Origin of the sequence: Streptomyces sp. NBC_00448 (genome assembly GCF_036014115.1) — a bacterium.
GTDB lineage: Bacteria > Actinomycetota > Actinomycetes > Streptomycetales > Streptomycetaceae > Actinacidiphila.
Genome location: NZ_CP107913.1, coordinates 2,834,648 through 2,861,175 on the forward strand (window position 1 = coordinate 2,834,648; position 26,528 = coordinate 2,861,175).

Genomic DNA, 26,528 nt, shown 5'->3' on the forward strand with positions numbered 1-26,528 from the left:
GGCGGACACGCGCACACCGCGACTCAAACGGGCTGTTCCTGCCGGACCGAGAAGCGCCCATACCGCCATCGCAGGGTATTCCTTGAAGGGACACCGCGGAACGGGACGTCCGATGCGGGCGTCCCGCGGGCCGCGAGGGGCCGTTGTCGGCGAGGGGCGGGGAAGAATGCGGGACGAGGGTGTGGCCGAGGCTCTGTTATCGGCCAAGTTTTCCGATACCACCGGGCACGGCTCGGCCGCCTGGCAGGAACTCGCGCGACTGGTGGACGCCGCGGCCGCGGACGACCCGGTCCTCGCCGCGGCATGGCACGACCTGCAAGCGGACCCCGTCGGCTCCGGCGCCGCCGCCGTGTCGGCGACTCTACGCGACCAGGCCGCCGTTCTCGCCGCGTGCGCGGCGCGCAACGGCCCGCTGCTGGACCGGATTCGGCAGTGGATGGCGCGGTTTCCCGCGGCGGGCGGGGGCGTCGACATGGTCGCCAACACTTTGGGCGGCAACGCGCAAGTGCACGGCCCGGTCGTCCAGGCGCGGGACATCACCGGCGGAATCCACGTCCACCAGATGCCGCAGCCGGCCGCACCGGAACGTCCCATCCCACGTCAACTCCTCCCCGTCCCCGCGCACTTCACCGACCGGCGGCGGGACCTGCGGGCACTGGACGAGCTGCGCGACGGACGGGAGCCGGGCGTGGCCCAGGTGATCGTGGTCAGCGGCCAGGCCGGCGTCGGCAAGACCGCGCTGGTCTCCCGGTGGCTCGGCTCCCGCACGGCGGAGTTCCCCGACGGCCAGCTCTACGTGGCGCTGCGCGACGGCTCGCCCGGCGACCCGGCGAGCGCGGCGGAGGTGCTCGGGTACCTGCTGCGCGCCTTCGGCGAGACCGTCGAGCCGACCGGTCTCGCCGAGCGCGCGGCCCTGTGGCGCTCGGTCACCGCGGCCCGCCGGTTCGCCGTCATGGTGGACAACGCGCTGACCGCCGCGGACGTGCGCGCCCTGCTGCCCAGCGCGCCCGGCAGCCTCGTCCTGGCCACCAGCCGGCACCGGCTGACCGGCCTGGCCGTGGACGGGGCGGGGTTCTGCCGGCTCGACGTGCTCGGCCCGCGGGCGGCGGAGGAGTTGTTCGCCCGGGGCGCCGGCCGCGCCCGCGCCGAGCGCGAGCCGACGGCGGTGCGGGAGGTGGTCGCGCTGTGCGCCGGGCTCCCGTTGGCGATACGGCTCGCGGCGGCGCGGCTGGCCGCGCGCCCGGACCAGCCGGTGGCGTCGCTGCGCGACGCGCTGACCGCGGGCGCGGGGCTGCTGGGCGAACTACGAGCGGAGGGCACCGACACCGTGCAGACCGTCCTGGACGCGTCCTACCGGGCGCTGCGCGCGGACGCCGCCCATCTCTACCGCTGCCTGGGCCTGCTGCCCGCCACGCGGTTCGATCCGGCGCTGGCGGCCGCAGCGGCGGGGCTCTCCGACGCCGAGGCCGAGCGGCTGATCGAGGTGCTGGTCGAGGCGAACCTGCTGGAACCGGCGGGGGCCGGCCTGTGCCACTTCCACTCCCTGGTGCGGCTGCACGCGGCCCAGCGCGCGGAGGCGGAGGAGACCGCGCCGGCCCGCGAGGACGCGCTGCGCCGCTACGTCGACTGGTGCCTGGCCATGGCCACGTCCGCCGAGGAGCTGCTCTCCCCCAGCCACCGCACCCTCCCGCGCGACTACCGCTTCCCGCCCCGGGCGGCCGGGTCGTTCGCCGACGAGAGCGCGGCCCTCGCCTGGCTGGAGACGCACCGCGAGGCCCTCACACCAGCGGTGCGGCTGGCGGCCCGCCACCAGTGGCACGCCGCCGCGTGGCAACTCGCCGACGCGCTGTGGCCGATGTTCCTGCGGCTGCGGCTGTACGACTCGTGGATATCTGCCCACGAGACCGGGCTCGCCTCGGCGCGTCTGGACGGTGACACCGCGGGACAGGCGCGCATGCTCACCTCGGGAGGCATCGGGCTGCGCAGCTCCGGCCGTTACGACGAGGCGGCTCGGTGGTTCTCCCAGGCCCTCGACCTCGCCCGCGCCGAGGGCAACCTCCGCGACGAGGCGCAGGCCCTGAGCGGGCTCGGCAGCTCCTACCGGGGCGCGGGGCAACCGGACCGCGCCGCGGCGGCGTACGAACGGGCCCTCGAACTGCGGGAGTCGGTGGGCTACCACCGCGGCGCCGCGCTGTCCCGGCTGCGCCTGGGCGAACTCGCCCTGGAACAGGACGACTTCGAGGGCGCCGCCGAGCGCCTGGGCCGGGCCCACCGGGAGTTGGCGGCGGAACACGACCCCTACGACGCGGCCCGGGCCAGGGCGCTCTTCGGGTTCGCCCTGGCCCGAGCCGGCCGGCGCGAGGACGGCGAGCGCGAACTACGGCTCGGCCTCGCCGAGTTCGAGGCGTCCGGGTCCGCCTACTGGCAGGCCAGAACCCTGGAGATGCTGGGCCGGCTCGCCGAGCAGGACGGTGAACTGGCCGCCGCGCGGGGGCATTACAAGGACGCGCTGCGGATCTACGCCGCTGTCAGCCCGGTCGATTCCGAGCGCGCGGAAGGGCGCCTTCGGGGTCTGCCGCCGCCCGAAGACGCCTCGTCCTGACGCGGGTTCGGGTACGCGCAGGCAGGTGCGGTGGGGTGCTGATCGATGGAGGTCGGTGCGGGTCGGGTTGAGCGCCCGCCGATCGGGGCGGCGCCGTGGGTGCCGGTTGGTGCCATGGGTGCGGGGCGGCGCCGTGGGCGCGGGGCGGCGCCGTGGGTGCGGGTCGGTGCCGTGGGTGCCGGTTGGTGCGGGTCGGTGGGAGCGCCCGCCGGTCGGGCGGCGCCGTGAGTGGGGGCGGGGCGCTGTGGGTGCGGTGCGGGTCGGGTTGAGCGCCCGCCGATCGGGGCGGCGCCGTGAGTGCGGGTCAGTGCCGTGGGTGCCGGTTGGTGCGGGTCGTGGCGTTCGTACGGGTCAGTGCTGTTGCGGGTGCCGGCCGATGCGGGAAGTACGCATCGGCGCGGCCTCGTTCACGCCGGGAGGCGGTCGCCGGGTGGCGCGCCCGCCGGCGGGGCCGGGTGCGGCCTGAGCCGCACCTGACCGCCCTGCGGCGCCCGCGGCCCGGCGGGCGCCGCGAGGCAGATCGCCCTCACGTCGGCCCACGAACCGCCGAGGACAAGTTCGGCGTGCAGGCACGACACGGCCACGGCCAGTTCGTCGGCCGTCGGCGGGCGCTGCCCGGCCGCCGGGGCCACGGCCACGCACTCGCCGTCGCGGGCCGTCGCGACGCAGCCGCCGCCGGTCGTGGGAACCGCCGCCACCAGGCAGCCGGGGAACCGCGCCAGCATCTCGCCGGCCACCCGCGCCGCCGTATCGGGCCGGTGCGCGCAGCCGAGCATGAGGACGTCCGCCCGCTCCGTCCACGGCGAGCCCGCCACCAGTTCCGCGTTCACGTGCTCGTCGACGACCTTGCCCGCTGCGGGCCACCCGCCGCGCGGCAACCGCCGGACGGTGACCCGCGGGCACGCGGACTCCCGCACGACGATCAGCCCGACCGGGCTGCTCGCACCGCCTACCGCCTTCCGCCGATACACGGCCACGACGGCGCGGCGCGGCACCGTACCCCTGCGCCGCGGCGTCATGCCGCCTCACCCCTCGCGTCCGCCGTCCACCGGTCCAGCGGCGCGGGCGCCGGGACCGGCTCGGGCGGCACCGGGTAGGCGGGCCGCCCGATGCCCAGCAGCCCGTAGACGAGCGCGCGGACGCGCTGGTTGAACCGGCCGGGTTCGGAGGAGAGCCGGGCGGCCACCGCGTCGTACTCCTCGCGCCGGTACTCCTCTGCCGCGTACCGCAGTTGGGTCTCCAGCGGGCGGGCCGTCACCAGCGCCGGGGCGATCCGGGCGAGGGCGGCGGCCGGTGAGGCGTGGTGGACCCGGCGGTGCGGGTAGCGGGCCAGCAGGATGGGTGCGGGTGTGACGGTGGCGTACGAGGTGACCGAACCGTGGTCGCCCACGACCCAGTTCGCCGCGGCCACCAGCGCCCGCCAGTCGGCCTCCGGCGGCACCAGCGCTACGCCCCTGCGGCGGTAGTCGGCCAGCCACGCGTGCACCTGCCGCCAGCCGTGCCCTGCCCAGATGTTGGGGTGGGTGAGCACCGCCACGCGGTAGCGGCGGCGCGGTAACTCGCTGAGCAGGCGCGGCAGTAACTCGTCCAGTGCCGAGAAGGACGCGCCCGGGCCCCATGTGCTGCAGACCAGCACCAGTTCCTGCCCGGTGCCCAGCCCGAGCGCGGCCCGGTACTCCTCCCGGTGCGGCACGCTCGCCACGAGCCGGTCGTACACCGGGTCGCCCACCACCGTGGCCACGGGCACGCCCTCGGGGCAGTTCCGGGCGAGCGTCGCGAGATCGTCGCGGTGCGCCAGGGCCACCGCGGCGGGGATCACGCGCCCGTCCCGGGTGAGGTTGTCCCGGCTGAGCATGCCCGGCGGGCGCTCCTGGCCGGGCCGGCCGCGCCAGACCCGCTGCACCTTGATCTGCCCGGCGCCGTGTGAGAGAAGCACGAGCGGCGCGCGGACCTGGTCGATGTGCTCCCAGCCCGCCGCGAGCGCCAGGTCGAACTCGCCCCGCACCGCCTGCTCCCACGGGATCACCGGGGCGCCGAGCCGGCGCAGGAACCGCGTCACGCCCTCGCTGAAGGCGTGCGGAGCCACGGTGAAGAAAAGCTGCACCCTCATGTCGGAATCGAACATCGGGATGATGTCCGAAAGCCGCTGAGCATACGTCAGCGTTGTGGCGATCACCAGTACTTTCTTGCAGCCGCGAACCGTCATCCACTGTTCGCTTTCCCAATCCATCGGCCTTTCCGGGCCGATTTCGGCGTGCATAGAAACTCCCCCTCCGCCTGCCCGGACCCCGTGATCCGGGTGACTCGACCCCACCCGCGCCGACGGTTTCGGCGCACCTGATCGGGCCGTGTCGGGGAATTACCCGGGGGGTGCGGAGGATTCCTTGCAGGGAGCTTGCAGCGGCCTTGACGCCCGGGTGAGGGACCCCCACCCCACCCCGGCCCGCCGGAGTCTGCGGGGCGCCCGAGGGCACCGGAACCGCTGGCCAGTGGTTGTCCGGGCCGAGGGGTGCCGGAGCCGCCGTCAGCAGGTCCGCATCCTACCGAGCCGCTTGCGCCAACTGCCTCATGGGCCAAGGGCGTTAGGCGCCAGGTGATCCTTAGGCTAGGCTCCCCACGCAACAGCTGGAGCCGACGGACCGGCGCCCCCACGGGCATGCCTGGCCAAGCTTGCCCCGCCCGGAAGCCGCCTCCTCTGCAAGCAGCGTGCGACCGCCGTGGCTTGCGCTCGAATGCGCTGCCATGAAATCCACGCGTCAACTCAGATGAAGCTCTTTGGAGAACCACGTCCGTGAACAAGTCTGTCTTCTCGCCGCGTCTTCTGGCCGTTTCCGCCATTCTCGCCGGCGTGCTCTCCGTGGGGTTTCTCTCCACCACCGCGGAAGCCGCGACCCCGCCCGCGATGGCGAAGGCGATATCACCGAGCGTCTGCATGTCGTACCACGTCGGCACGAACCAGGCGTAGTTCGACTATGGCGGGTGAGGGCACGGCGCCCCCACCCGCCATCCTCGTCACCGCGTGAGCGTGAAGTGCCAGTGGCCGGAGGTAACGGCGTACTGGGCCGTGGTGGGGGTGAGGCGCGACAGGTGGGCGCCGGGGGTGGGGTGGAGGTGGTGGGCGGGGGAGCCGAGGAGGGGGACGGTGACCGTGGCGGTGGCGTTCGCGGGGATCGTGACGTCGAGTACGAAGGAGTGGGCGGTGCGGGTCCAGGTCGAGGCGACCGGGCCGCGGACGGTCCGCACCGAGGCGGAGACGTGGGTAAGGCCGGTGGGCACCTGGGGTGCGACCGCGAGGGTGCCGTAGCCCGCGCTCGTCGCGCTGATCCCGCCGAGCACGGAGGTGAAGGAGGCGTTGATGCCGCTGAACATCGCGTGGTCGTGCGACTCCATACTGGAGTCGTAGGTCCACTCCTCCCAGTCGGTGGTGGCCCCCTGGGAGATCTCGTACCCGAATCCCGGGTACGACGTCTGGTCCAGGACGCTCGTCGCGAGGTCGGTGCGGCCGATGGCGGTGAGCGCGTCCATCAGGTAGCGGGTGCCGAAGATGCCGGTGTCCAGATGGCCCTGGTTGGTGACGCTGATGGTGTGGACGAGCTGGTCGCCGACGGCGGTGAGGTCGGCGGCGGGGACCATGCCGAACGCGAGCGGCAGGATGCTGGTGGTCTGCCGGCCGTCGGCGTAGCCGTCGTGCGTGGAGTTGAGGAACGCCGCGTTGAACGCGTCCTTGATGTCCGAGGCGAGGCCGGTGAAGTGCGCGGTGTCGGCGGTGTCGCCGAGCGCCTGGGCGGCCAGCGCGGTGTCGGACGCCTGGAGGTAGGACAGCGCGGTGTTGACCAGTGAGACCTCGCTGGTGCAGGAGCCGACACTCGGGCTGCCGAGGCCGCCGTTGACGCCGGGGCCGTAGACCGGCGGGCACCAGTCGCCGAAGCCGTGGTCGGCCGGCCAGATGTGCCCGGGGACGTCGGTCGCGTTCTTGTCGACGAACGCCTTCATCGCCGGGTACATGGCGGCGAGCGTGGCCTTGTCGCCGTACTGCTGGTAGAGCGTCCAGGCCAGCGAGATCTGGTCGCCGCCCATGTCCGGGTTCTGCGCGTTGCCCGCGTCGTTGGGCAGCGCGGTACCCGGCGGCATGTCGCGCAGGTAGCTCGCGTAGAAGCGGTCCATCGCGAACTCGCTGGTGGAGGCGTCGTGGTACGCCTGCACATCCATGCCCGGGGGCGTGCGCTCGTCGCGGACCGGGTTGTCGGTGGGCAGGCTCATCGAGTTGTTGAGGATGGTGCGCTGGTTGTTCTGCCAGATCCGGTCGAGCGTCGGGTCGGAGGAGTCGAAGGTGGCGGTGGACGCCACGTCCGCGTGCACGACCCGCCCCGAGATCGAGTCGAGGGTGGGCGTGCCCGGGTAGCCGGTGACCTCGATATAGCGGAACCCGTGGTAGGTGAAGCGGGGTTCGTACGTCTCGGTGCGGCCGGTGCCGGCCAGCGTGTAGCGGTCGGTGGCGGCGGCGCTGCGGTTGGTCCTGGTGTCGAGCATGCCGTCGGCGCCGACCTCCTCGGCGGTGCGCATCCGCACGGTGGCGCCGGCCGGGCCCTTCACCCGCAACTGCTCCCAGCCCGCGATGTTCTGGCCCAGGTCGTAGACGTAGACGCCCGGCTGGGGTTGCGTCATGCGCACCGGGCGCAGCGTCCGCGTGACCCGCACCGGCGGGACGTCGTCGGCGACGAGGCTGCCGCCGGGCGCGGCGACCGCCGTCACCGGGTGCTGGTCCGAGGTGTCGAACCCGGGGCTGTCCCAGCCCGGTTGGGCCTGGCGCGCGTCGTAGGTCTCGCCGCCGTACATGTCGTCTGCGGTGATCGGGCCGTTCGACCAGGTCCAGCCGGAGCCGGTGGTGACCGTCTGGCGGGTGCCGTCGGTGTAGGTGACCTCCAGCAGCATCGTCGCCTGCTTCGGTCCCAGCCACCGGAAGCCGTACGGGCTGAACCGCGGCCCGTAGCCGTTGCCGAGCCAGATCCCGACCGCGTTGGCGCCGGAGCGCAGTTGGGAGGTCACGTCGTAGGTCTGGTACAGGTCCCGCTGGTCGTACGGGGTGTCGGCGGGGCTGAGGACGTCGTCGCCGATCTTGTGGCCGTTGACGTGGAGTTCGTACAGGCCCAGGCCGTCCACGTAGGCGCGGGCACTGGCGATCTTCTTGCCGCCGAGCGTGAAGTCGTGGCGCAGCATGGGGGCGGCGGGGCTGGTGTCGAGCAGTTCGATGCCGGAGGTGGGCTCCAACTGGCCGTCGTTGACCTGTGCTTGCGGGAAGGACGGGTCGGGGTCGGCGGCGAAGTCGTCGGAGAAGAGGGAGTTGCCGTCGAGGCCGTGGACGGCGAGCGCGCCGTAGAGCGAGTCCTCGGTCGCGTCGCCGACGCGGAAGCCGATCGTGCCCTGGGTGAAGGTGTGGTCGGTGAGGGTGTTCACCAGGGTGCCGTCGATCCAGGTGCTGATCGTCGGGCCGTCCGCCTCGATCCTCAAGTGGTGCTTGTCGCCCACGTTCTGCTGCGTGATCACCTGGCTGACGTCGACGTCGGGCACGATGTGGCTGAAGGAGCCGCCCACTTCGGCGTGCGGGCGCAGCATGACCTTGCCCGGGTCGACCTCGGAGTTGATCTGCCACATCAGCAGGTTGCTCGCGTCCTGCGCGCGGAAGAGCACGCTCGCCGCGCCCTTGCGGATGGTGAAGTCCACGTCCAGGTCGAAGTCCGACCAGTTGCCCTGCCCGGCGGTGTCCGGGCTGATCCACTGCGCGCCCTGCCAGTCGGCCGCGTGCAGCAGCCCCGTCTCCCACCAGGTGGCCGGCGCCCAGCCGGACCCGGCGCCCTGGCCGTCCCACACCTGGACCGTCCAGAAGTAGCGCTGCGAGGAGCGCAGCGCGGGACCGCCGTACGGCACGCCCACGGACGCGGCCGAGCCGACCTTCCCGCTGTCCCACACGTCGGCCCGCCCCGGCGTGAGCCGGTCCTGTGTGCTCGCCACGAGAATCCGGTACGCCGTCTGCCGCGCGCCGTTGACCGGCGAGCCCAACTGCCAGCTCAGGCTGGGGTGGGCGTCGTCGATGCCCAACGGCTGTGCCGTGTAGTCCGCCTGAAGGCCCGTCACCTTCATCCGTGATGACGCCGCGTGGGCGCCCGCGGCCGGCAGGAACAGCGCCAGTACGGCGCAGAGCAGCGCCGCCACGGCGCCGCGGCTTCTCCCCCGGCCCCGGCCGGCCCCGGCCCGGCTCCCCCGGGTGCGGCCCCGGGCCCCGGTCGGGACCGCGGCCGAAGCCGTTTCCGGCTTCTGCGTTGACGGCGACACTGCGGCACCTCCGGGGGCGGGTGGTGAGGCGAAACGATTGCTTGAATCGATTCAAGCCTCATGTACGTCGGCGACGTTACATCAGGCGGTTCGGCGCGTACAGAGGAAGCGCGGGCTGTCCGTCGGCGGCCGTGTGGGGGGAGCCGGTGGTGCGGGGTGCCGCGGGCGCGGGGGGTCGGGCCGCGCCGGCCGTACGATCGAGTGCCGGGGCACGCGGGATCGATCCGCGCCGGACCGTACGATCGGGCGCCGCGGGCCCGTGCGTTCTGGTCGTGCCGGCCCCGTACGATCGCGCACCGCGGACTCGTAAGATCCGGTCGCGCCGGCCGTACGATCCGGTCGCGCCGGACCATCGGATCAGGCCCCGCGGGCGCGGCGGATCAGGTCGCGCGCCAGCCGGTCCACGTGGTGACGAGGACCTCCACGACCTCGCCGGACGGCGGCCGATCCGCGTAGTGGCGCGGGTACTTGGCCACGAGCAGGGCGGTCAGGCGCGCCGCTTCGACGGACCCCGCGGCGGGGGGCAGCACCCGCGCCCGCCCGTCCGCGCGGGCCCACCACAGCCGGTCCCAGTCCTCGTGGTAACCGTCGACGAGCAGCGAAACCGCCGCATTGGCACGGATGTTGGCGAGTCGTTTGAGCCGGGGCGAACGCTTGGGCTTGTGGTCCACCGCCATGGCCAGCCGGTCCCCGGCCACCGCGAAGACCGCCGGGACCAGGTGCGGGCGGCCGGTGGCGTCCACGGTCGCGAGCCGGGCGATCGGGGACGCCGCGAACCGTTCGCGTGCCTCGGTTCCGCTCAGCGCGGGCATCAGCTGAAGCGGCCCGCCAGCTCGGCGCAGCGGTCGAGATGCGCGAGGGCGGCCGGTTCGGGGTCGGACGGGAGGTAGAACTGCACGCGCTCGACGCCGAGTTGGGCGTACGCCTCGATGGTCTCGGGCTTGACGGGCGCCGCGTAGACCGTGACCGGGACGTCGCGGCCGGCCAGGGCGCGCAGTTCCTCGATCCGTTCCCCCAGCACCTTCGGCGGCAGGCTGTTGGCCAGCCAGGCGTCACCGAGTTCGACGACCCGGGGGAAGGCGCCCTGGCCGCCGCCGACGTAGATCGGCGGGTGCGGCTGCTGGACCGGCTTCGGCCACGCGTAGACGGGGTCGAAGTCGACGAACTCACCGTGGAACTCGGCTTGTTCCTTCGTCCACAGCTCGATCATCGCGCGCAGCCGCTCGTTGGCGAGCCGGCCCCGGACGGCGGGGTCGGTGCCGTGGTTCGCCATCTCCTCACGGTTCCAGCCGACCCCGACGCCGAAGACGACCCGCCCCCCGGAGATCAGGTCGAGCGAGGCCACCTCCTTCGCCGTGTGGATCGGGTCGCGCTGGGCGACGAGCGCGATGCCCGTGCCCACCAGGAGCCGTTCGGTGACGGTCGCGACCGCGGCCAGCGCCACGAACGGGTCCAGGGTGCGGTAGTAGATCTCGGGCAGTTCGCCGCCGCCGGGGTAGGCCGAGCGGCGGTCCACCGGGATGTGGCTGTGCTCGGCGATGAACAGCGAGTCGAATCCCCGCTCCTCCAGGGCCCGACCGAGGGGCGCGGGGCGGATGCTGCGGTCGGTGATGAACGTGGAGATCCCGAACTTCATACGGCTGGCTCCTCATCGCTCTTTCGCACGGAGCGCTACGCTCCGGCACTCCCCGTACAGGAATATCACCCGGGGCCGTGGATCACGACGCTGACGTCCCGGAGGGGGCCGCGACGGTGGGGCCGCACCGGGGGCGCCGTACCGGCGGGCAGGTCGGCGCCGGAGTGGACCGTCGGCGAGCCCGTGCATGCCGTCGGCGTTGACGGCATCGTCTCCACGTTCCGGCAGCCGCGGGACGAACGGGGATCGCTGGAGGGCATGAGATCCGCTCGGTCGCAACCCTCCAGGCGTCATGAATTCCCTCGACTCGCACTTCCGCCGGAGGGCACAGAATTGTTCGGCAAGCAAATCCGGCAGAGGGCATAAAGCACGTTCGACCGCAACGGCATTGACCAGAAAATCAAAGCTTGACAGCGCCGTGGCGTTTACCTATGGTCCAGTCGTTCAGGCCCTCGCCGATCGCTATCCGAAGGTGTTCATGACCACGTCTCCAGCGTTGCCGAAATCCAGGCAGCAGTTGATTCTTGCGGTTCTCATGTTGTGCTCGCTGCTGATCTGGCTGGACAACACCGTTCTGAGTACGACACTGGAGACCCTTGCGGACCCGGTCCGTGGACTGGGGGCCAATCCCGGTCAACTGCAATGGGCGACCGGTTCGTACACCCTGGCCTTCGCCACATTGATGTTCACCGCAGGCGCATTGGGCGATCGCTTCGGTCACCGGACGGTGTTTTCCGCTGGGTTGGTGATCTTCGCCGGGTCCTCGCTGTGGGCGGCGTACGCGGGCGACGCGGGCGAGCTGATTGCGGCTCGGGCCGCAATGGGCGTGGGCAGCGCGCTGATCACGCCCACCAATCTGGCCATCCTCATGTGGACCTTCACCGGCCCCGCGCGGGCTGCCGCGATCGGCATTTTCTCGACGTCGGCCGGTGTCGGAATGGCCGCCGGCCCCGTACTCGCGGGGTTCCTGCTCGATCATTTCTGGTGGGGCTCGGTCTTTCTGATCAATGTCCCGGTCGCGGTATTGGCATTGGTCGGACTCGCCGCGCTGGTGCCGAATTTCCGCAGCCCCACCCGGCGGCAGCTGGACCCCGCCGGCATGCTGCTGTCGATCAGTGGGCTCGTGGCGTTGGCCTACGGACTGATCCGGGCGGGGCAGGTGGCCGCGTGGAGTCGTACCGACGTCTGGGCGCCGATCGTCACCGGCCTGGTCCTGCTGGCCGTTTTCGTGCTCGCCGAACTGCGCGTCAAGGCGCCCAGCTTCGATCCGCGCCTGCTCGCCCACCGCACCTTCGGCGGCGGCAACGTGGCGCTCGGACTGCTGCTCTTCGCCGTGGCCGCCATCACCTTCTACAACGCGTTCTACCTGCAAGGCGCCCTCGGGTTCTCGCCGATGAAGGCCGGCCTGGCCAATATCCCGACCGCGTTCGGCGCGCTCGCGGGGGCGCCCCTTGGTACGCGCCTGGTCCGCCGCCTGTCCCTACGCCCTGTCGCCGCGCCGGCCCTCACCGTGGCTGCGCTGACCATGGCCGGGTACGGGTTCCTCGGACTGCACACTCCACTCGCCTGGATCGAGATCCTGTTGCTGGTGCAGGGCCTCTCGATCGGCGTGGTGATCGGCCCCGTCACCGCCGCACTGATCAGCAACCTGCCGTTGGAACAGGCCGGTGCGGGATCGGCCGTCACCAACACCGTGCGGCAGACCGGCAGCGTGATCGGAATCGCGGTGGGCGGCACGATCATGTCGATCACGTACCGGCGTGCGATAGCACCTTCGCTGAAGGATGCGCCCGCTCCGGTGCGGGATCAGGCGCGGGTTTCCGCCGAACAGGCCCGCCACGTCGCCGCCGCTGCCCACCGGCCCGCGCTTGCCCAGGCTGCCGATGACGCGTTTGTCCACGCGATGCATGTAGGCGCGGGCTGGATCGCGGTCATCGCCCTCCTCGGAGCAGCTGTGCTGCTGATCACGTTGCCTGCCGTCGCAAAGCCGAAGCGCCCGCTACCGGAGCCGGACTTCGAAGAGGCCCGCGTCTCCGAGGAACCGGTGTGAGGGAATCCGCATCGGTGGGGTGGCCGCTGCCCGCCGCGCGGTCACGGCCCGGGGGCCCGCGAGTTCGGGATACCCCGGCACGACAGGCGCGGCAGAGTACAGCGCCTTGGTCAGCCCGCCCCGGCGGGAAGGGTCCCCCAGAGCCCGCGGCAGCGCCGATATCCGCCGAAACGGTTTTATGCTCGCCCACCGTATTCTCGGCCCTTACGGCCGCAGTCCGAGTTGTCGGAGGTCGCGGTAGAGCGCGTCGATGACACGCTGGTCACGGCTGAGTCTGTCGGCGGCACCGGTGTTCCCGTTGAAATACAGGGAGACGGTGAGGCCGGCTTCGGGATCTGCGAAGACCAGGCATGCCGTTCCTCCCAACGCACCAAAGGACGCAGGTGAGGCAGGTCCGAAGTTCTCTGCGGCGAGGACCATGCCCAGTCCCCAGCGCCGGGCGCGCCCGGCGGACTCGTCGATCAGCGTTGGCGGTCGCTGATCGGTGACCAAGGCGGCACAGGTCTCGGGCGAGAGGATACGTCGGCCGTGCCGTGTACCAGCCTGCCGTACCATCTCGCAGATCTCCGCGGCATCACCGAACGGGCCCGCCATGCAGGCGCTGGGATACCCCATACTGACGTCGAAACGCGCAACGCGGGAGGCCAGTTCGGCCGGGCCGAACCACGGCACGTCAACGACATCGACGCCGGGAGGACCACCCAGTCGAGAGGTCAACCGCAGCGGCGCGGTGACCTGTTGGCGCAGGAAGTCCGCGAACGGTCGGCCGCTGCCTCGTCGCACGATCTCGTCGAGGAGCAGATACCCGGCGTGGCCGAGGTAGGCCGCTCGGGTGCCAGGCGTCCAATCGGGGTCGGCGTCACCGCTCAGGACCAACTCCAGCAGGGCATGCCTGCCGTCGGCGAATCGTCGGCCGGTCTCACGGTCGACGGCCCGCAACGGCGCGGTGTGGGTCAGGAGATGCTCGATGCGAATGTCGTCCTTGCCAGGTCCGGCGAACTCCGGAAGGTGCTGTACGACGCGATCGTTCGGGTGCAGCAGGCCCAGTTCCCATGCGCGGGCAACGGCCACGGTCGCCGCCAGCTTCGATGCCGAGAACCACGGCACGACAGTGCCCGTCGCCATCGTATGAGTGGCAGTGGCGTCACCGACAGCAAGGTCCAGGACCTCCACGCCGTCGTGCAGCACGCGCAGCGCGGCACCGAGGCAACGCCCCTGCGACACGACCTCGGCCAACGCTCCCTCAACCAAATGAAATTGACTCATCGTTGCATCATTCACGGGGCGGTGCGGGAGACGCAGCCCCTACGCGGGCGGCGAACATTGGCGAACTTGTCCGGGGAAGGCTCTTCCGATGAACTGGAGCCCGAGGTCCGTCTCGTTGTCCGTTCCGCGGACGTCCCAACTCACCACGCCGGCCCACCCTGTCAGCCCACGGCAGCGGCTCACCACGTCGGCGCACGACATCAGCTCACCGCATCGGCCCACGACATCCGCTCACGGCACCAGCACCAGGCGACCGCGCAGCCCGCCCGCCGCCAACCTGCGGTGCGCCTCGGCGACTTCGTCCAGCGGCAGGACGTCGGCGACCCGGGGACGCAGCCTGGCGGCGGCCAACTCGGCGAGGCGGGAGCCGTCCGCGCGAATCCAGACGTTGCCCACCCGGATGCCGCGCAGCGGCGTCGGCGCGTTGCCCAGCACACCGACCAGCGAGCCCCCGCCGCGCACCGCGTCCAGCGCGAGGATGCCCACGGACGCCGCGTCGACCGCGGCCTGCGCGCCGCCGGGTACCAAGTCGCGTACCGCGGCGGGCAGATCCGCGGTGCGCGGCACGAAGAACTCCGCGCCGAGACCGCGCACCAACTCCTCATCGCCGCCGCCCGCGACCGCGACCACCCGCACACCGGCCAGCGCGGCGAGCTGCACCGTGTAGCCGCCCACCGACCCGGCCGCTCCGGTGACCAGCAGCGTGTCGCCGGGCTCGACCCCGGCGATGTCGAGCGCCTGAGCAGCGGTGAGCCCGCCCAGGGGCAGGGTCGCGGCAGCCACCAGGTCGGTGCCCGCCGGCACCGCGGCGACCGCGTCCGCGTCCAGCACCACGTACTCGGCCTGGGTCTTGAGTGGCAGCGCCAGCCGGTCGGACAAGCCGATCACCGCGTCGCCGGGTCGGAAGCCGACCACCTCGGGCCCGAGTGCGTCGACGGTGCCGGCGACATCCCAGCCGAGGCCGATGACCGCCCGCTCCGGGAGCAGGCCGCCCGCCGTGAGCGCGCCGGAACGGGTCTGGAGGTCCACCTGGTTGACCGCCGCGGCGGCGACCCGTATCCGGACCTGGCCGGAACCCGGTTCCGGCACGGCCACTTCCGCCACCTCAAGGACTTCCGGGCCGCCGAAGGAACGAACGATCACAGCTCTCATGGCCACGAACCTACGGAGTGTTACTCTCCACCGGGAAGTACGCACTTCGGAGTGCCTACCCGACCCGGGAGTGCCATGGCCACCCGCACCGCCGCCCAGCGCCGCGCCGACGAGCGCGCCGCCTACGACGCCTACCTCGCCACCTGCCCGGCCCGCCAACTGCTGGACCGGATCAGCGACAAGTGGGTGAGCCTGGTGCTGAACGCGCTGGCCGACGGGCCGCGGCGGTACAGCGACCTGAACCGGATCATCGCCGGGGTCAGCCAGAAGATGCTCACCCAGACGCTGCGTACGCTGGAACGCGACGGCCTGCTCACCCGCACGGTGACCCCGTCGGTGCCGGTCCGGGTGGACTACGGGCTCACCCCGCTCGGCCGCAGCCTGCTCCCGGTGATGACCGCGATCAAGGCATGGGCCGAGTGCCATATCGAGGAAGTCCAGAGCGCCCGCACGGACTACGACCAGGGCGTGGCAGCGGCGCCGCCCGTATCCGGTCCATGAGCCGCGGACTCGGGAGTCCCGGAATCAGGGCAACCGGAATCACGGCAACCCGTGAGGTGGGCGGCTCGCGCGGGTCCAGGCGTTACTCGTAGCGGTACTTCAGCGAGTCCGCCTCCGCCTGCTCGATGTCGGCGATCGTCAGTTCCGGCTCGCGCAGTTGGGCCAGCGTCACCTCGGCCGAGGCCGGCTGGGCGTCGGCCGGCAGCCACTCCTCCGGCTTCCAGGCGGCGCTGCGCATGAGCGACTTGGGGCAGTGCGGGTAGACCTCCTCGATCCCCAGCACCAGCGCGCTGGCCGGCGGCTTGCCGACGGCGGTCAGTTGGGAGAGCAGTTCCGGGCGGGTGGAGACGCAGGCCCGGCCGTTCACCCTGAGCGTCGTGGTGCGCCCCGGAATGATGAACAGCAGCCCGGCCCGGCCGGTGGCGATGACGTTCTGCAGGGTGTCCAGCCGCTTGTTGCCGGTCGCGTCGGGTATCGCCACCGTCCGTGTGTCCAGGACGGCGACGAACCCGGCGGGGCCGCCGCGCGGGGAGACGTCACAGTTGCCGTCGGCGTCCGCGCTGGCGACCAGGACCAGCGAGGAGCAGCCGATCAACCGGCGTGTCTGCTCGGTGAGTTCGTTCATCTGCTTGCGCACGGCCGCGTCGCTGGGCTGCTGGTAGATCCGACGCAGCGCGTCCTGGTCGCGCACGGCGTCGCGACGGAGTGAGTCGAAGGCGCTGCCGGTAAGGGACGTCGTCATGCCACCGACCCTAATCGGCCGCCCCGCGACCGCACTTGGCCGATGCACGTGGGGACGTGGAGACGTGCAGACGTGCAGACGTGGGGACGGCACCGCGAGCGGGCACTCAGCTCCACCGGACGTGGAAGTCGGTGGCCAGCGAACTCAGCGCGTCCAACTCGGCCGCCGGCTCGGGCGCGGACACCTCGATCGGCTGCCCCTCCACCGGCGGCGCGGAACGGTAGATCTTGCGCAGCGAGAAGTCCCCACCGGAACCATCCCCGCGGGCATGCCCGACCGTCACCCGCAATCGGTTTGGCTCTTACCGGATCATGGCGCTCTCCGCGCGCGTGGCGGCGCAGGCGTCGAACGCGGACCACAGCTGCGGATCGGTCGTCCGGGACAGTTGGTCGGGGGTGAGGGTGGTGTGGTCGAGCAGCCGGCCGGCCAGCCGCCGGACCACCGCGACCGGACCCACGTTGTCCCACGAGGTATGCAGCCGGGCCTCCGCGCAGACCAGGCCGACCAGTGACGCGGCGCTCTCACGGTCCGCCGACACCGCGGCGTCCTTGAGGACGAGCCGTCCCAGCAGCACGGCGGGATCGGCATCGAGGCGTCCGGCCGCGCGTCCGCTGCGCACGGAGGTGTCGAGATGGTCGAGGTTCAGCAGCCCGGAGCGGTTGGTGAGGGGCGAGGCGGGCTGCCCGCCGAGCGCGACGGCGACGTCCTCGGTACGGATCGCGTACCGCTCCAGCACGCCACGGATCGGGTCGGTCCGCAGCAACCGCACGCCGATGGCGTGGTGGTCGAGGCCCCGGACGCCTTCGAAGGTGTGGCTCAACGGCAGGTGCCCGATGTCGTGCAACAGCGCCGCGATTCGCAGGAGTTCGTCCCGCGGGCGGAAGTGCGCGACCAGCGCGAGGACACCGAGGGTGTGCTCCAGCCGGGAGTACGACTGCAAGGTGCTGATCGTCGAGGCCCCCGCGTGCGCGACGAAGTGCAGGCGCCGGAGCGGCTCGGTACGCAGCAGGTCGACTTCCACGGGGGGCAGGCGCACGGGTACCCGCCAGAGCGGGTCGGTGAACTCCGCGGCCAGACCCACGACGTTGGTCGGGACGGGCCGGGCCCTCCCGACCCCGGCGCCCTGCGACGCGCTCTGATCCGTCCGGCTGTTCACCCGGTCAATTGAGGCCGGGCGGGCGGTGGGACGGAGGAACCGATGGGCGGATACGGGGATGCGCGGACGCCGGCTGCGCGTCGCCGACGCGTCACGGCGGCGGGGTCGGGGCCGGCGGCGGGAGCGGGTCCGGCGGCGGGAGCGGGTCCGTGAAGTGGATCGCGGGGGTGAAGTTGGCGCGGCGGGCCGCGCGGCGGAACGTGGTGAGGACGGCCGGGCCGGCGATGAGGACGCAGACGAAGTTGGTGACGGCGCGGCCGGTGTCCCAGCCGAGGGAGGTGGCCGCGTCGAACGCGAGGTAGCGGTGCCACTGCTCGGTGAAGGGCAGGCCGGGCAGGTAGGCGAGGGAACTGCCGGGGTCGAGCGAGAAGGGCCAGAAGGAGAGGTTGAGCAGGAAGCCGAAGAGGTAACCGGACGCGGAGCCGTAGACCGCCAGCATCAGCACCTCCCGCTTGCCGCGGGCGCGCGGGAGGAGGCCGGCGAGCATGCCGACGAAGGCGCAGCCGAACATCTGGTACGGCATCCAGGGGCCGACGCCGCCGGTGAGGAGGGCGGAGGCGAAGAGCGAGGTGCAGCCGAGGGTGAAGCCGAAGCCGGGGCCGAAGACGCGGCCGGCCAGCACCAGGACGAAGAAGACGGTCTCCACGCCCGCGGTTCCGGCGCCGAGCGGGCGCAGGGCCGCGTTGACCGCGGAGAGCACCCCGAGCATGGCCAGCGCCTTCGCGTCGATGCCGCCGTCGGCGATCTCCGCGAAGACGACGGCGAGCACCAGGACGAGCAGCACCCCGAAGATCAGCGGCGGCGCGTAGGAGGCGCCGAACCGGCCGGGCGCGACGACGAACGGCCAGAAGAAGGCGACCGCCCCGATGAACGCGGCGAGCACCACGGTCACGGTGGCCATGGCGTGCAGCCGCACCGCGCTGGTACGGCGCTCCCCGGTCGTACGGTTCTTCGCGGCCGCGTGGTCGTCCGCGGGTCGGGCGGCGGGCGCGCTCATCGGGAAGCCTCCGCCGTGCCGAGGTCGTCCGCGCCGCCGTGCGCGTCGAGGCCGTCGTGCGCGTCGAGCGCGGCGGCGACCTGGGGGACGGTGAGGTACGGCAGCGGCGCGAGGATCTTGGCGGTCTGCGGGGCGAACGCGGGCGAGGCGACGATGATCTCCGCCGTCGGGCCGTCGGCGACGATCTCGCCCTCGGCCATGACGATCACCCGGTCGGCGCTGGAGGCGACGAACTCGACGTCGTGGGTGGCGATCACGACGCTGCGGCCCTCGGCGGAGAGCGTGTCGACGATCTGGATGAGGGCCCGCTTCGCCTGGTAGTCGAGCCCGCGGGTCGGCTCGTCGAGCAGGACGACCGTGGGCGCGGTGGTGAGCTGGATGGCCAGCACCAGGGAGAGCTTCTGTCCCTCGGACAGGTCGCGGGGGTGGGTGTCGTCGGCGATGCCGGGCGCGAGCCGGTCGAGGATCGCCCGGGCCGCGGGCGCGCCCGCGGTGTCGGACTCCCGGTCGGCCTGGGCGAGTTCGGCGCCGACGGTCTCCAGGTAGAGCAGGTCGGTGGGGGTCTGCGGGACGAGGCCGATCGGGCCGCGCCGTTCGGCGGTACGCGCCCGGCGCCGGCCGAACCAGCCGCGCTGCGGGGGCTGTTCGGCGCCGGAGGGGGCTGCCTCCGGCCCGGCCCCGACCCGTACGGTGCCGGCCTGGCGCGGGCCCGCGCCGTGCAGCGCCCACATCAGCGAGGACTTGCCGGAGCCGTTGCGGCCCATCAGCGCGGTGACCTGCCCGGCCCGCAGGTCGAGGTCCACCTCGCGGACGGCGATCACCTCGCCGTAGCGGACCACGACGCCCTTGGCGCTGAGCACCGGTACGGCCGGCTCCGCGGCGACGGGCTCGGCGGCGGCGCGGTCAACGACCCCACCCTCGGGCGCCGTTGGGCGCGGCGGCGGCACCGGCAGCGGCGTGAGCCGTTCGCGCAGCGGCGCGGCGGCGCGGCGGGCGTCACGTACGGACAGCGGCAGCGGGTCCCACCGTGCGAGGCGGCCCAGGTCCACCACCGGGGGCGCCACGGTGGACGTGCGGAATACGGTGCCGGGCGGGCCGTCGGTGACGGTGCCGTCGCCGGTGAGGTGGATGACGCGGTCGGCGTACTGCACGACGCGCTCCAGCCGGTGTTCGGCCAGCACCACGGTCACCCCGAGGTCGTGCACGAGGCGAGTGACGGCGGCGAGCACGTCCTCGGCGGCGGTCGGGTCGAGGGCGGAGGTGGGCTCGTCCAGGACGAGGACGCGGGGGTGGGCGGTGAGCACGGAGCCGATCGCGACCCGCTGCTGCTGGCCGCCGGAGAGTTCGCTGAGCGCGCGGTGCCGCAGGTCGGCCAGGCCCAGCAGGTCGAGGGTCTCCTCCACCCGCTTGCGCATCACGTCCGCGGGAATCGCCAACTGCTCCATGGCGTAGGCGAGTTCCTCCTCCACGGTGTCGGTGACGAAGCCGGCCGAGGGGTCCTGGCCGACCACGCCGACGACGTCGGCGAGTTCACGTGGCGGGTGGTGCGCGGTGTCGCGGCCGTCGACGGTGACCCGCCCGGCCAGGGTGCCGCCGGTGAAGTGCGGCACGAGGCCGTTGATCGTGCCGAGCAGCGTGGACTTTCCGGCGCCGGTGCGGCCCACCACCAGGCACAGTTCGCCCTCCTCGATCCGCAGGTCCACCGCCCGCAGCACGGGCGCGGCGGCTCCGTCGTAGCGGACGCTGACCTGGTCGAAACGGATCACAGCAGGGCCTCGCGGTGGGTGTCGTCGGTGTCCTGGGCGGAGGTGGGCGCGGGCGCGGAGTTCCCAGGCACCGCGGATGTCCCGGTCCTGCCGGTCCTGCCGGACTTCCCGGTCTTCCGGCCCGCCTGCTGGGAGGTGGCCGCCGCCCGGCCGGGAGCGCGCGCGGGCGGCGGCGCGGCGAAAGCGGCGACCCCCGCGAGCAGCACCGCCGCGGCGGGCAGCAGCGGCAGCGACGGCCAACGCAGCGGATACAGCGACGGGTTGAGGTCGCTCGCACTGTACCCGACGGTGAGGAACAGCACGGCGGCGGTGGCGCAGCCGAAGCCCGCCACCACCCACTCCGCGGCGCGCCACGGGTCGGGCCGGTAGCTGGTGCGGCGCACCCGGCGACCGCCGAGCGCGAGCCCGGCGCAGCACAGCAACGAGCCGGCCAGCAGCGCGGGCAGGCCGAGCGCGCGGGGGGTGGTGCCGTCGAGCAGCCCGTAGACGCCGGTGCACAGGCCGAGCATGCCCACCAGCATCAGCGCGCCGGTCGCCCGGCGGGAGGCGCGGGTGGCGGTGCCGGCCCGGCCGTAGCCGCGCGAGTCCATCGCGGCGGCCAGGTACAGCGACCGCTCCAGCGCGTCCTCCAGCACCGGGATGACGATGCTGCGCAGCGCGCGCAGCCCCCTGGCCCGGTCCGCGCGCAGCCGGCGGGCGCGGGCCACCCGCTGTACGCTCTCCACAAGTTGGGGCGCGACGCTCATCGACACCGTGACGGCGACGCCGAGTTCGTACAGCGCGCCGGGCAGCACGCGCAGCGCGCGCTTGGGGTTGGCGAGGGTGTTGGCGGCGCCGATGCAGCACAGCAGGCAGGCCAGCCGCAGCCCGTCGATGGCCGCGGACAGGGTGGCCTCCAGCGAGACCGGGCCGCCGAGTTGGATTCCCGCGTACCAGTGGGGAGTCGGGATGTGCGGCAGCGAGAACATGATGTGGTCGGCCGGGGTGATGCCGGAGGCGAAGACACAGCGGAACGCCACCCGGATCACGATCACCGTCAGGGCGAGCCACAGGTAGTACTTGAATCCCTTCGCCCAGGGCGCGTCGGTACGGCGCTCGGTGACGACGTAGCCGAGCACGACCAGCACCAGGCCGAGCAGCAGCGGGTTGGTGGTGCGGCTGACCGCGGTGGCCAGGCCGATGCCCCAGATCCACCAGGCGATCGGGTGCAGGGTGCGCGGCAACCGCCGCCCGGAACCGGCCGGTCGAGCCAGTTGAGCCGGTTTCGCCGGTTGAGCCGGTTCGGGCGGCGGCCCCTCGGCGCTGGGCGCCGCCGCACTGGGGGTCACCGACTACTCCGCGCGGCGGCGGCGCCGCACCTGGACGACGGTCGCGCCGCCGATCACGGCCACCAGCACGGACGTCACCGCGATGGGAACGAACGAGCCCGAGGAGTGGTGGACGGCGGCCGTCGGCGAGGCATCCACCACCGGCGGAGCGGAGGACGACCGGGTGCCCGCTCCCGCGTCCGCGCTGGGAGTGGCGGCAGGCGGGCAACTCGGGGTGGCCGTGGTGGCCGGCGTACGGGTCAGGCTCGGCGTGGCCGTGCGCGTCGGCGTCGCGGTGCGCGTGAGTGTGGGCGTGGGCGTGGCCGTCGCGGTGGCCGGGCAGCTCGGGCTCGCCGTGGGGGTCGGGCCGGTGCCCGACGGATGGGGCGAGGCACTGGCCTTGCCGCCGGTCCCGCCCTTCGTGCCACCCGCCCCCGGATGCCCGCCGGACGCGGACGGCGAGTGCGTCGCGGGCGGCTTCCCCGCGCCGCCGCCGGAGGTCGAACCCCCGCCGGAGGTCGAACCCCCGCCGGAGGTCGAACTCCCGCCCCCGGGCGACGTGTTGCGCGCCCGCACGCTGTCCGGGGAGAACGTCGGCCGCCCCTGCGTGCCCGCGGTGTTCGTCGCGCCGAAGATCCACAGATCGACGCTGCCGGGCTTGGGGTGGTAGCTCATCGCGCCCAACTGGCTGTAGGACCAGCTGTTCTGGCCCGGGTCGGCGTGCCAGTACGACCAGTACGCGGTGGCCGGCGGCGTCAGCACGCACGCCTCGTCCTTGCTGGTGGGGTACTGCTTGCCGCCCTGGTAACCGGCGTAGCCGATCCGGCAGATGAAGGCCGGGCCGTCGTGCTGGGTGCCCGTGGTCTGCCAACCGCCCTGGTTGAGCAGGGCGTAGCCGGTGGTGGGCGTGGTGCCGCACGAGCGCAGCAGCGGGCCGCCCCAGTGGCTGAAGTCCACCGCGAGCACCACGCCGGAGGTCGTCGTGCACTTGCTCATCGGCAGCGGGCTCGCCGCCGCGCTGCCCGCCCCGGGGCCGAGCCCGGTCAGCGCGGCCGCGCACAGCACCGCGAGCGCGGCCCCCACGCGGACGACCCGCTCCCGTACGCCGGGGCCCGAGCCGGGCGCCGCCGCCCGACGCGTCCGGCTGAAGAGCTTCCTCACTGGTGCCTCCCCTCGTCGGCCGACCTGCGGCGCAGGGCCGTCATCGCGGCGCCGGCGGCCAGCAGGATCGCGGCAGCGGCGGCCAGCGAGAGCACCGCCGTACCGGTCGCCGCGAGCGTGCCGCCGGAACCGGAGCCGGAGTCGGAACCGGAGCCGGAACCGCCCGACGAGCCGCCGGACGCACCGCCGTCGTCACCGCCGCCGACGGCCGTGATCGGGCCGAGCGCGTGGGTGAGCGTGGTCAGCGGGGTGCCGGCGAGGGCCGGCACGGCCTGCGTGCTGGAGCGGACGTCGGAGTCGCCCGCGTCGGCGGTGATCCGGACAGCGCCGTCGGCGTTCTGCGCCGACACCAGGAACTCCTGCCCGCTGCGGGCCGGTTCGGGACGGAGTCGGTCGGTGGCGAGCAGGCCCTGCACCGCCAGCGCGGTGGAGTTGGTGCTGACGCCGGCCGCGCCCTGGTAACCGCCGCTGCTCTGCTGCGCCTTGACGAGGTACGCCCGCGCGGCGGCGACCGCGTCGGCGTGCCCCGGCACCAGCGTGAGCGCCTGCACGGCGTACCCGGTGGTGTCCGTGTCGGACGTGCAGTCGGCACCGGCCGCGATCAGCGTGGAGGAGAACCCGCCGTCCTTGCACTGGAGTTGGAGCAGCCGGTCGACCGCGGCGGCCGGTACGGTGACGCCGCCGCGGGCCAGCGCGAGCACGCCGAGGGCCTGCGAGACCGTGGAGTACGCCTGGGAGAAGTCACCCGGCGCGGTGCACGCGCCGTCGTCGGTGGCCGCGGTGCAGACGTGGCCGGTCAGCGTGGTGAGCAGGTCGAACCCGCCGAAGTGGTGCGGGTCCTGCCCCATCACCTCGGCGACCAGCGCGAGCTTGGCCGTCGAACCGCTGTACGGGCCCGGGTAGTCGGACGTGCCGTCCGGGTCGGCGTACTGCGCGACATGCCCGGCGAGGTAACCCGTCGTCTTCGTCAGCGCCTCGTCCTGCCCGCCGGTCGAGGCGAGCGCGAGCGTGAGGTCGGCGGTGAGGCCGTAGTCCGGGCCGTAGTCGTTGGCCAGGTGGTCGCCGCCGTCGAGTTGCTTGACGAGGTAGCCGGCACCGGCCGCGGCCGCCTTCTGGTCGCGCAGGTCCCGCAGCAGCGTGCCGAAGGAGGTGCCGACCGCGCCGCCGAGCGCCTGGGTGGACGCGCGCAGGTCGGACGTGGTCTGGTCGGCGTCGGAGGCGACCCGGAAGCCGCCGTCCGGGTTCTGCTCGGCGGCCAGGAACGCGCGGGCCTTGGCGATCTGCCCGGTGTACGTGCCGCCGCCGGCGCCGTCCAGGGAGAGCCCCTGGATCGCGAGGGCCGCGGAGTTGACGGAGTCGCCGGCCGCGCCGTGGAACCCGCCGTTCGGCAGCTGCTTGCCCGCCAGCCACGTGCCGCCCTTCGCGACGGCCCGCGCCGCCGCGTCGCCGGGCACCAGGTCCAGCGCCATCATCGCCATCGCGGTGCTGTCCGCGTCCTGGTCGCCGCCGGACGGGATCAGGCTCGGCCAGGCCCCGTCGGCGTCCTGCAGGCTCTCCAGGTAGGCGATCGGCCCCGCCGCCCGGTCGGCATCGCCGGCCCGGATCTGCGCGATGACGCCGAGGGACTGGGAGAACACCGAGGTCGCGTAGGCGTAGTCGTCCTTGGCCGCGCAGCCGCCCGAGGTGTCGGCCTTCGCGCAGATGGTGGCGTCGAGCGCGGCGATCAGGTCGTGGCCGCCGAAGGAGCGGGGGTCGGCGCCGAGCACCTCGGCCGCCACCGCCTCCTTGGCGAGCGAGCCGCCCTGGGCGTAGGAGGTGCCGATCAGCGTCCAGGCGTCGATACCGCGGCCGCCGGCGTCCTTGCCGTGCTGGAGGAAGTCCGAGATCGACGCCAGGGTGTCGTCGGCGCCGCCGGTCGCGGCCAGGGCGAACAGGCCGTCGATGGTCATGCCGAAGTCGGCGAAGCCGGGCGAGGACTCGTAGGAGTGGCCGTCGACCAGGTTGTCGCGGTTCACCAGGTAGGCGACGCCCTTGGCCAGGTCGGGGCCGACCGCGGTCGGGGACTGCGAGGGCGAGGAGGTGTCCGACGGGGTGGTGGGCGCGGTCGTCGGCGGGGAGGTGGGCGGGGTGGTGTGCTGCGCGCCGAACGTCAGCGTGGCGAGGTCGGTGCCGGTGGCGGCGAGCAGCGCCGGGGTGGTGGCGTAGACGTTGGGGGCGCCGCCGGAGCTGTCCGCGGTGAATCCGCCGTCGTCGGTCTGGCGGGCGACCGCCCAGTTGCGGGCCTTCACCGCCTGGTCGGTGTCGCCGAGCAGGCGCAGCGCCTGCGCGGCGGCCGCGGTGGTGGCGGTGTCCGCGGACGCGGCGCCGTACGGCACGAAGCCGCCGTCCGCGGCCTGCCGGCCGGTCAGGTAGTCGCCGGCCTTGCTCAACACATCTGCGGTTCCCGGGAGTTGCTTGAGCGCGATGACCGCGTCGGCGGTGATCGCCGGGTCGGAGGAGCAGCGCTCGCTCGCGCCGAGCATCGAGGCGGAGAAGCCGCCGTCAGCGCACTGCATGCCGGTGAGCCGGGAGACCGCGGCGGCCGGCGGGGTGACGCCGCCGCGCTCCAGGGCGAGCAGCGCCAGCGCCTGGGTGTCAGGCGAGCCGACGCTGTAGAAGTCGCCGGCGGCGGTGCAGTCGCCCTGGCTGCCCGCGGCCTTGCAGACGTGGTCGGTGAGGTCGGCCAGCAGGTCGCGGCCGCCGACCTTGGCGGGGTCCGCGCCGAGGATCTCGGTGAGCAGAGCCAGGTTCGCGGTGGCGCCCACGCTCGGCACCGAGACCGTCGGGTCGGGGAAGAGGTAGTCGGTGAGGTGCGCGGTCAGGTACGCGTCGATCCTGCGGACCGTGGCCTCGGACCCGCCGGCCGCGGCCAGTGCCACGGCGGTGTGGTCGGTGGCGCCGAGGTCGGTGGTGTCCCGGTCGCCGTCGTACACGTGGTCGCCGTCGGTGAGCCGCCCGGTCAGCCACTTCGCCGCACCGGCCAGGTCCGCGTCGACCGCGGCCGGGGGGCTGGTCGGCGACGTCGGCGGGGTGGTCGGAGGCGTGGTCGGCGGGGTGGTGGCCGAGGTGTCCTGGGCCCGTACGGAGTCGGGGGTGAAGGACGGGCCGCCGGTGGTGCCGCCGATGTCGGTCGGGCCGAAGATCCACGCCTCGACCTCGCCGTCCTCCGGGTGGTCGCTCAGCGCGCCCAGCGGGCTGTAGGTCCAGGTGTGCTGCCCGGCCGGCGCGATCCAGAACGACCAGTAGGCGTCCGCCGGCGGGGTGAGCACGCACGGCTCGTCGGCCGCCGTCGGGTACTCGGTGCCGCCGTCGTAGTCCGCGTCGCCGATCCGGCAGACGAAGCCGGGGCCGTCGTGCACGGTGCCGGTGGTGGTGAACCCGGCGTTGTGCAGCAGGTTCATGCCGGTGGTCGGGTTCGCGTCGCAGCCGCGGACGACCGGGCCGCCCCAGTGCGCGAAGTCCACCGCGACGACCGCGCCCTTGGTCGGCGTGCAGTCGCCGATCGGGTCGGCGTGCGCGGGCGCGGCGGCCGACACCAGGCCGGCCGCGACCGAGCCGAAGGTCAGCGCGGCCGCGGTGAGCAGCACGGCGGTGCGCGGCCGTCTGTGACGGCGACGCCTGGCGAGAACGAGCACGGGTGGCCCCCCGGTCCGGCCGGCGCGGAGCGCGGGCCACGGAGGGAAGGCCGGCACACGAACCGGCCTGTCGTCCGTGCCGTAGTCCTCGACGGCGAGCGTGACTTGCTGTTCAGCGCAGGTGGTCCGGCTCGCCCGCCTCGCGGTGGGCCTACGGTTGCGGGTCAGCGCCGGGTTTCGACCGGCTT

At 73.3% G+C, this 26,528-nt stretch carries 19 protein-coding genes; 4 read left to right on the top strand and 15 right to left on the bottom strand.

What is annotated here, in order from left to right:
- Positions 1–166 precede the first annotated feature (166 nt).
- Entirely contained in the window at positions 167–2,602 is a 2,436-nt protein-coding gene (locus tag OG370_RS12085) for a tetratricopeptide repeat protein (protein ID WP_328463425.1), read from the top strand.
- 407 nt (positions 2,603–3,009) lie between these two features.
- Here OG370_RS12085 and OG370_RS12090 read toward each other — a convergent pair whose 3' ends face one another.
- Together OG370_RS12090 and OG370_RS12095 are read right to left on the bottom strand one after the other, a co-directional pair.
- The gene (locus tag OG370_RS12090; protein WP_328463427.1) at positions 3,010–3,621 is read right to left on the bottom strand and encodes a hypothetical protein; all 612 of its coding nucleotides are present in this window, start codon (positions 3,619–3,621) and stop codon (positions 3,010–3,012) included.
- A complete protein-coding gene (locus tag OG370_RS12095) occupies positions 3,618–4,712 on the bottom strand; it encodes a hypothetical protein (RefSeq protein WP_328463428.1) in 1,095 nt (364 codons plus the stop codon). The genes OG370_RS12090 and OG370_RS12095 overlap by 4 nt, the downstream gene beginning before the upstream one ends.
- Positions 4,713–5,393: 681 nt before the next feature.
- On the opposite strand from OG370_RS12095, the gene OG370_RS12100 reads away from it, so the two are divergent.
- The gene (locus tag OG370_RS12100) at positions 5,394–5,567 is read left to right on the top strand and encodes a hypothetical protein (protein ID WP_328463429.1); all 174 of its coding nucleotides are present in this window, start codon (positions 5,394–5,396) and stop codon (positions 5,565–5,567) included.
- A gap of 47 nt (positions 5,568–5,614) precedes the next feature.
- Here the strand turns inward: OG370_RS12100 and OG370_RS12105 are convergent, their stop codons facing one another.
- From OG370_RS12105 to OG370_RS12115, 3 genes are all read right to left on the bottom strand, one after another.
- A complete protein-coding gene (locus tag OG370_RS12105; protein WP_328463431.1) occupies positions 5,615–8,812 on the bottom strand; it encodes a family 78 glycoside hydrolase catalytic domain in 3,198 nt (1,065 codons plus the stop codon).
- 500 nt (positions 8,813–9,312) lie between these two features.
- On the bottom strand, positions 9,313–9,744 hold the full coding sequence (locus OG370_RS12110) for a TIGR03668 family PPOX class F420-dependent oxidoreductase (protein ID WP_328463433.1): 432 nt from the start codon (positions 9,742–9,744) through the stop codon (positions 9,313–9,315).
- Positions 9,744–10,568 carry an LLM class F420-dependent oxidoreductase gene (locus OG370_RS12115; RefSeq protein ID WP_328463435.1) on the bottom strand — a complete coding sequence of 275 codons (825 nt, stop codon included), beginning with the start codon at positions 10,566–10,568 and terminating at the stop codon, positions 9,744–9,746. Before OG370_RS12115 ends, OG370_RS12110 begins: the two co-directional genes overlap by 1 nt.
- A 418-nt stretch (positions 10,569–10,986) precedes the next feature.
- On the opposite strand from OG370_RS12115, the gene OG370_RS12120 reads away from it, so the two are divergent.
- Complete coding sequence (locus tag OG370_RS12120) at positions 10,987–12,618, top strand: MFS transporter (RefSeq protein WP_328463437.1); 1,632 nt, start codon at positions 10,987–10,989, stop codon at positions 12,616–12,618.
- Positions 12,619–12,822: 204 nt separating this feature from the next.
- Here the strand turns inward: OG370_RS12120 and OG370_RS12125 are convergent, their stop codons facing one another.
- Together OG370_RS12125 and OG370_RS12130 are read right to left on the bottom strand one after the other, a co-directional pair.
- On the bottom strand, positions 12,823–13,854 hold the full coding sequence (locus OG370_RS12125; protein WP_328463439.1) for a serine hydrolase domain-containing protein: 1,032 nt from the start codon (positions 13,852–13,854) through the stop codon (positions 12,823–12,825).
- A 261-nt stretch (positions 13,855–14,115) separates the two neighbouring features.
- Positions 14,116–15,036: an NADP-dependent oxidoreductase gene (locus OG370_RS12130; protein WP_328463441.1), complete on the bottom strand. Its 921-nt coding sequence runs from the start codon at positions 15,034–15,036 to the stop codon at positions 14,116–14,118.
- Positions 15,037–15,111: 75 nt separating this feature from the next.
- On the opposite strand from OG370_RS12130, the gene OG370_RS12135 reads away from it, so the two are divergent.
- Entirely contained in the window at positions 15,112–15,537 is a 426-nt protein-coding gene (locus tag OG370_RS12135; protein WP_328463442.1) for a winged helix-turn-helix transcriptional regulator, read from the top strand.
- An 82-nt stretch (positions 15,538–15,619) separates the two neighbouring features.
- On the opposite strand, the gene OG370_RS12140 is transcribed toward OG370_RS12135, so the two are convergent.
- The 8 genes from OG370_RS12140 to OG370_RS12175 form a co-directional block, all read right to left on the bottom strand.
- Positions 15,620–16,279, bottom strand: coding sequence for an MSMEG_1061 family FMN-dependent PPOX-type flavoprotein (locus OG370_RS12140; RefSeq protein ID WP_328463443.1), 660 nt, complete (start codon positions 16,277–16,279; stop codon positions 15,620–15,622).
- A 106-nt stretch (positions 16,280–16,385) separates the two neighbouring features.
- On the bottom strand, positions 16,386–16,562 hold the full coding sequence (locus OG370_RS12145; RefSeq protein ID WP_328463445.1) for a hypothetical protein: 177 nt from the start codon (positions 16,560–16,562) through the stop codon (positions 16,386–16,388).
- 18 nt (positions 16,563–16,580) lie between these two features.
- Positions 16,581–17,435: an HD domain-containing protein gene (locus OG370_RS12150; protein ID WP_328463447.1), complete on the bottom strand. Its 855-nt coding sequence runs from the start codon at positions 17,433–17,435 to the stop codon at positions 16,581–16,583.
- 91 nt (positions 17,436–17,526) lie between these two features.
- Positions 17,527–18,336 carry an ECF transporter S component gene (locus OG370_RS12155; RefSeq protein WP_328474030.1) on the bottom strand — a complete coding sequence of 270 codons (810 nt, stop codon included), beginning with the start codon at positions 18,334–18,336 and terminating at the stop codon, positions 17,527–17,529.
- A 92-nt stretch (positions 18,337–18,428) separates the two neighbouring features.
- A complete protein-coding gene (locus OG370_RS12160; RefSeq protein WP_328463449.1) occupies positions 18,429–20,198 on the bottom strand; it encodes an ABC transporter ATP-binding protein in 1,770 nt (589 codons plus the stop codon).
- Positions 20,195–21,451 (bottom strand): CbiQ family ECF transporter T component, encoded by a 1,257-nt coding sequence (locus OG370_RS12165; protein ID WP_328474032.1) that lies wholly within the window; start codon positions 21,449–21,451, stop codon positions 20,195–20,197. Before OG370_RS12165 ends, OG370_RS12160 begins: the two co-directional genes overlap by 4 nt.
- 78 nt (positions 21,452–21,529) lie before the next feature.
- Positions 21,530–22,666 (bottom strand): hypothetical protein, encoded by a 1,137-nt coding sequence (locus OG370_RS12170; protein WP_328463451.1) that lies wholly within the window; start codon positions 22,664–22,666, stop codon positions 21,530–21,532.
- Positions 22,663–26,340 (bottom strand): prenyltransferase/squalene oxidase repeat-containing protein, encoded by a 3,678-nt coding sequence (locus OG370_RS12175; protein ID WP_328463452.1) that lies wholly within the window; start codon positions 26,338–26,340, stop codon positions 22,663–22,665. The genes OG370_RS12170 and OG370_RS12175 overlap by 4 nt, the downstream gene beginning before the upstream one ends.
- Positions 26,341–26,528 lie beyond the last annotated feature (188 nt).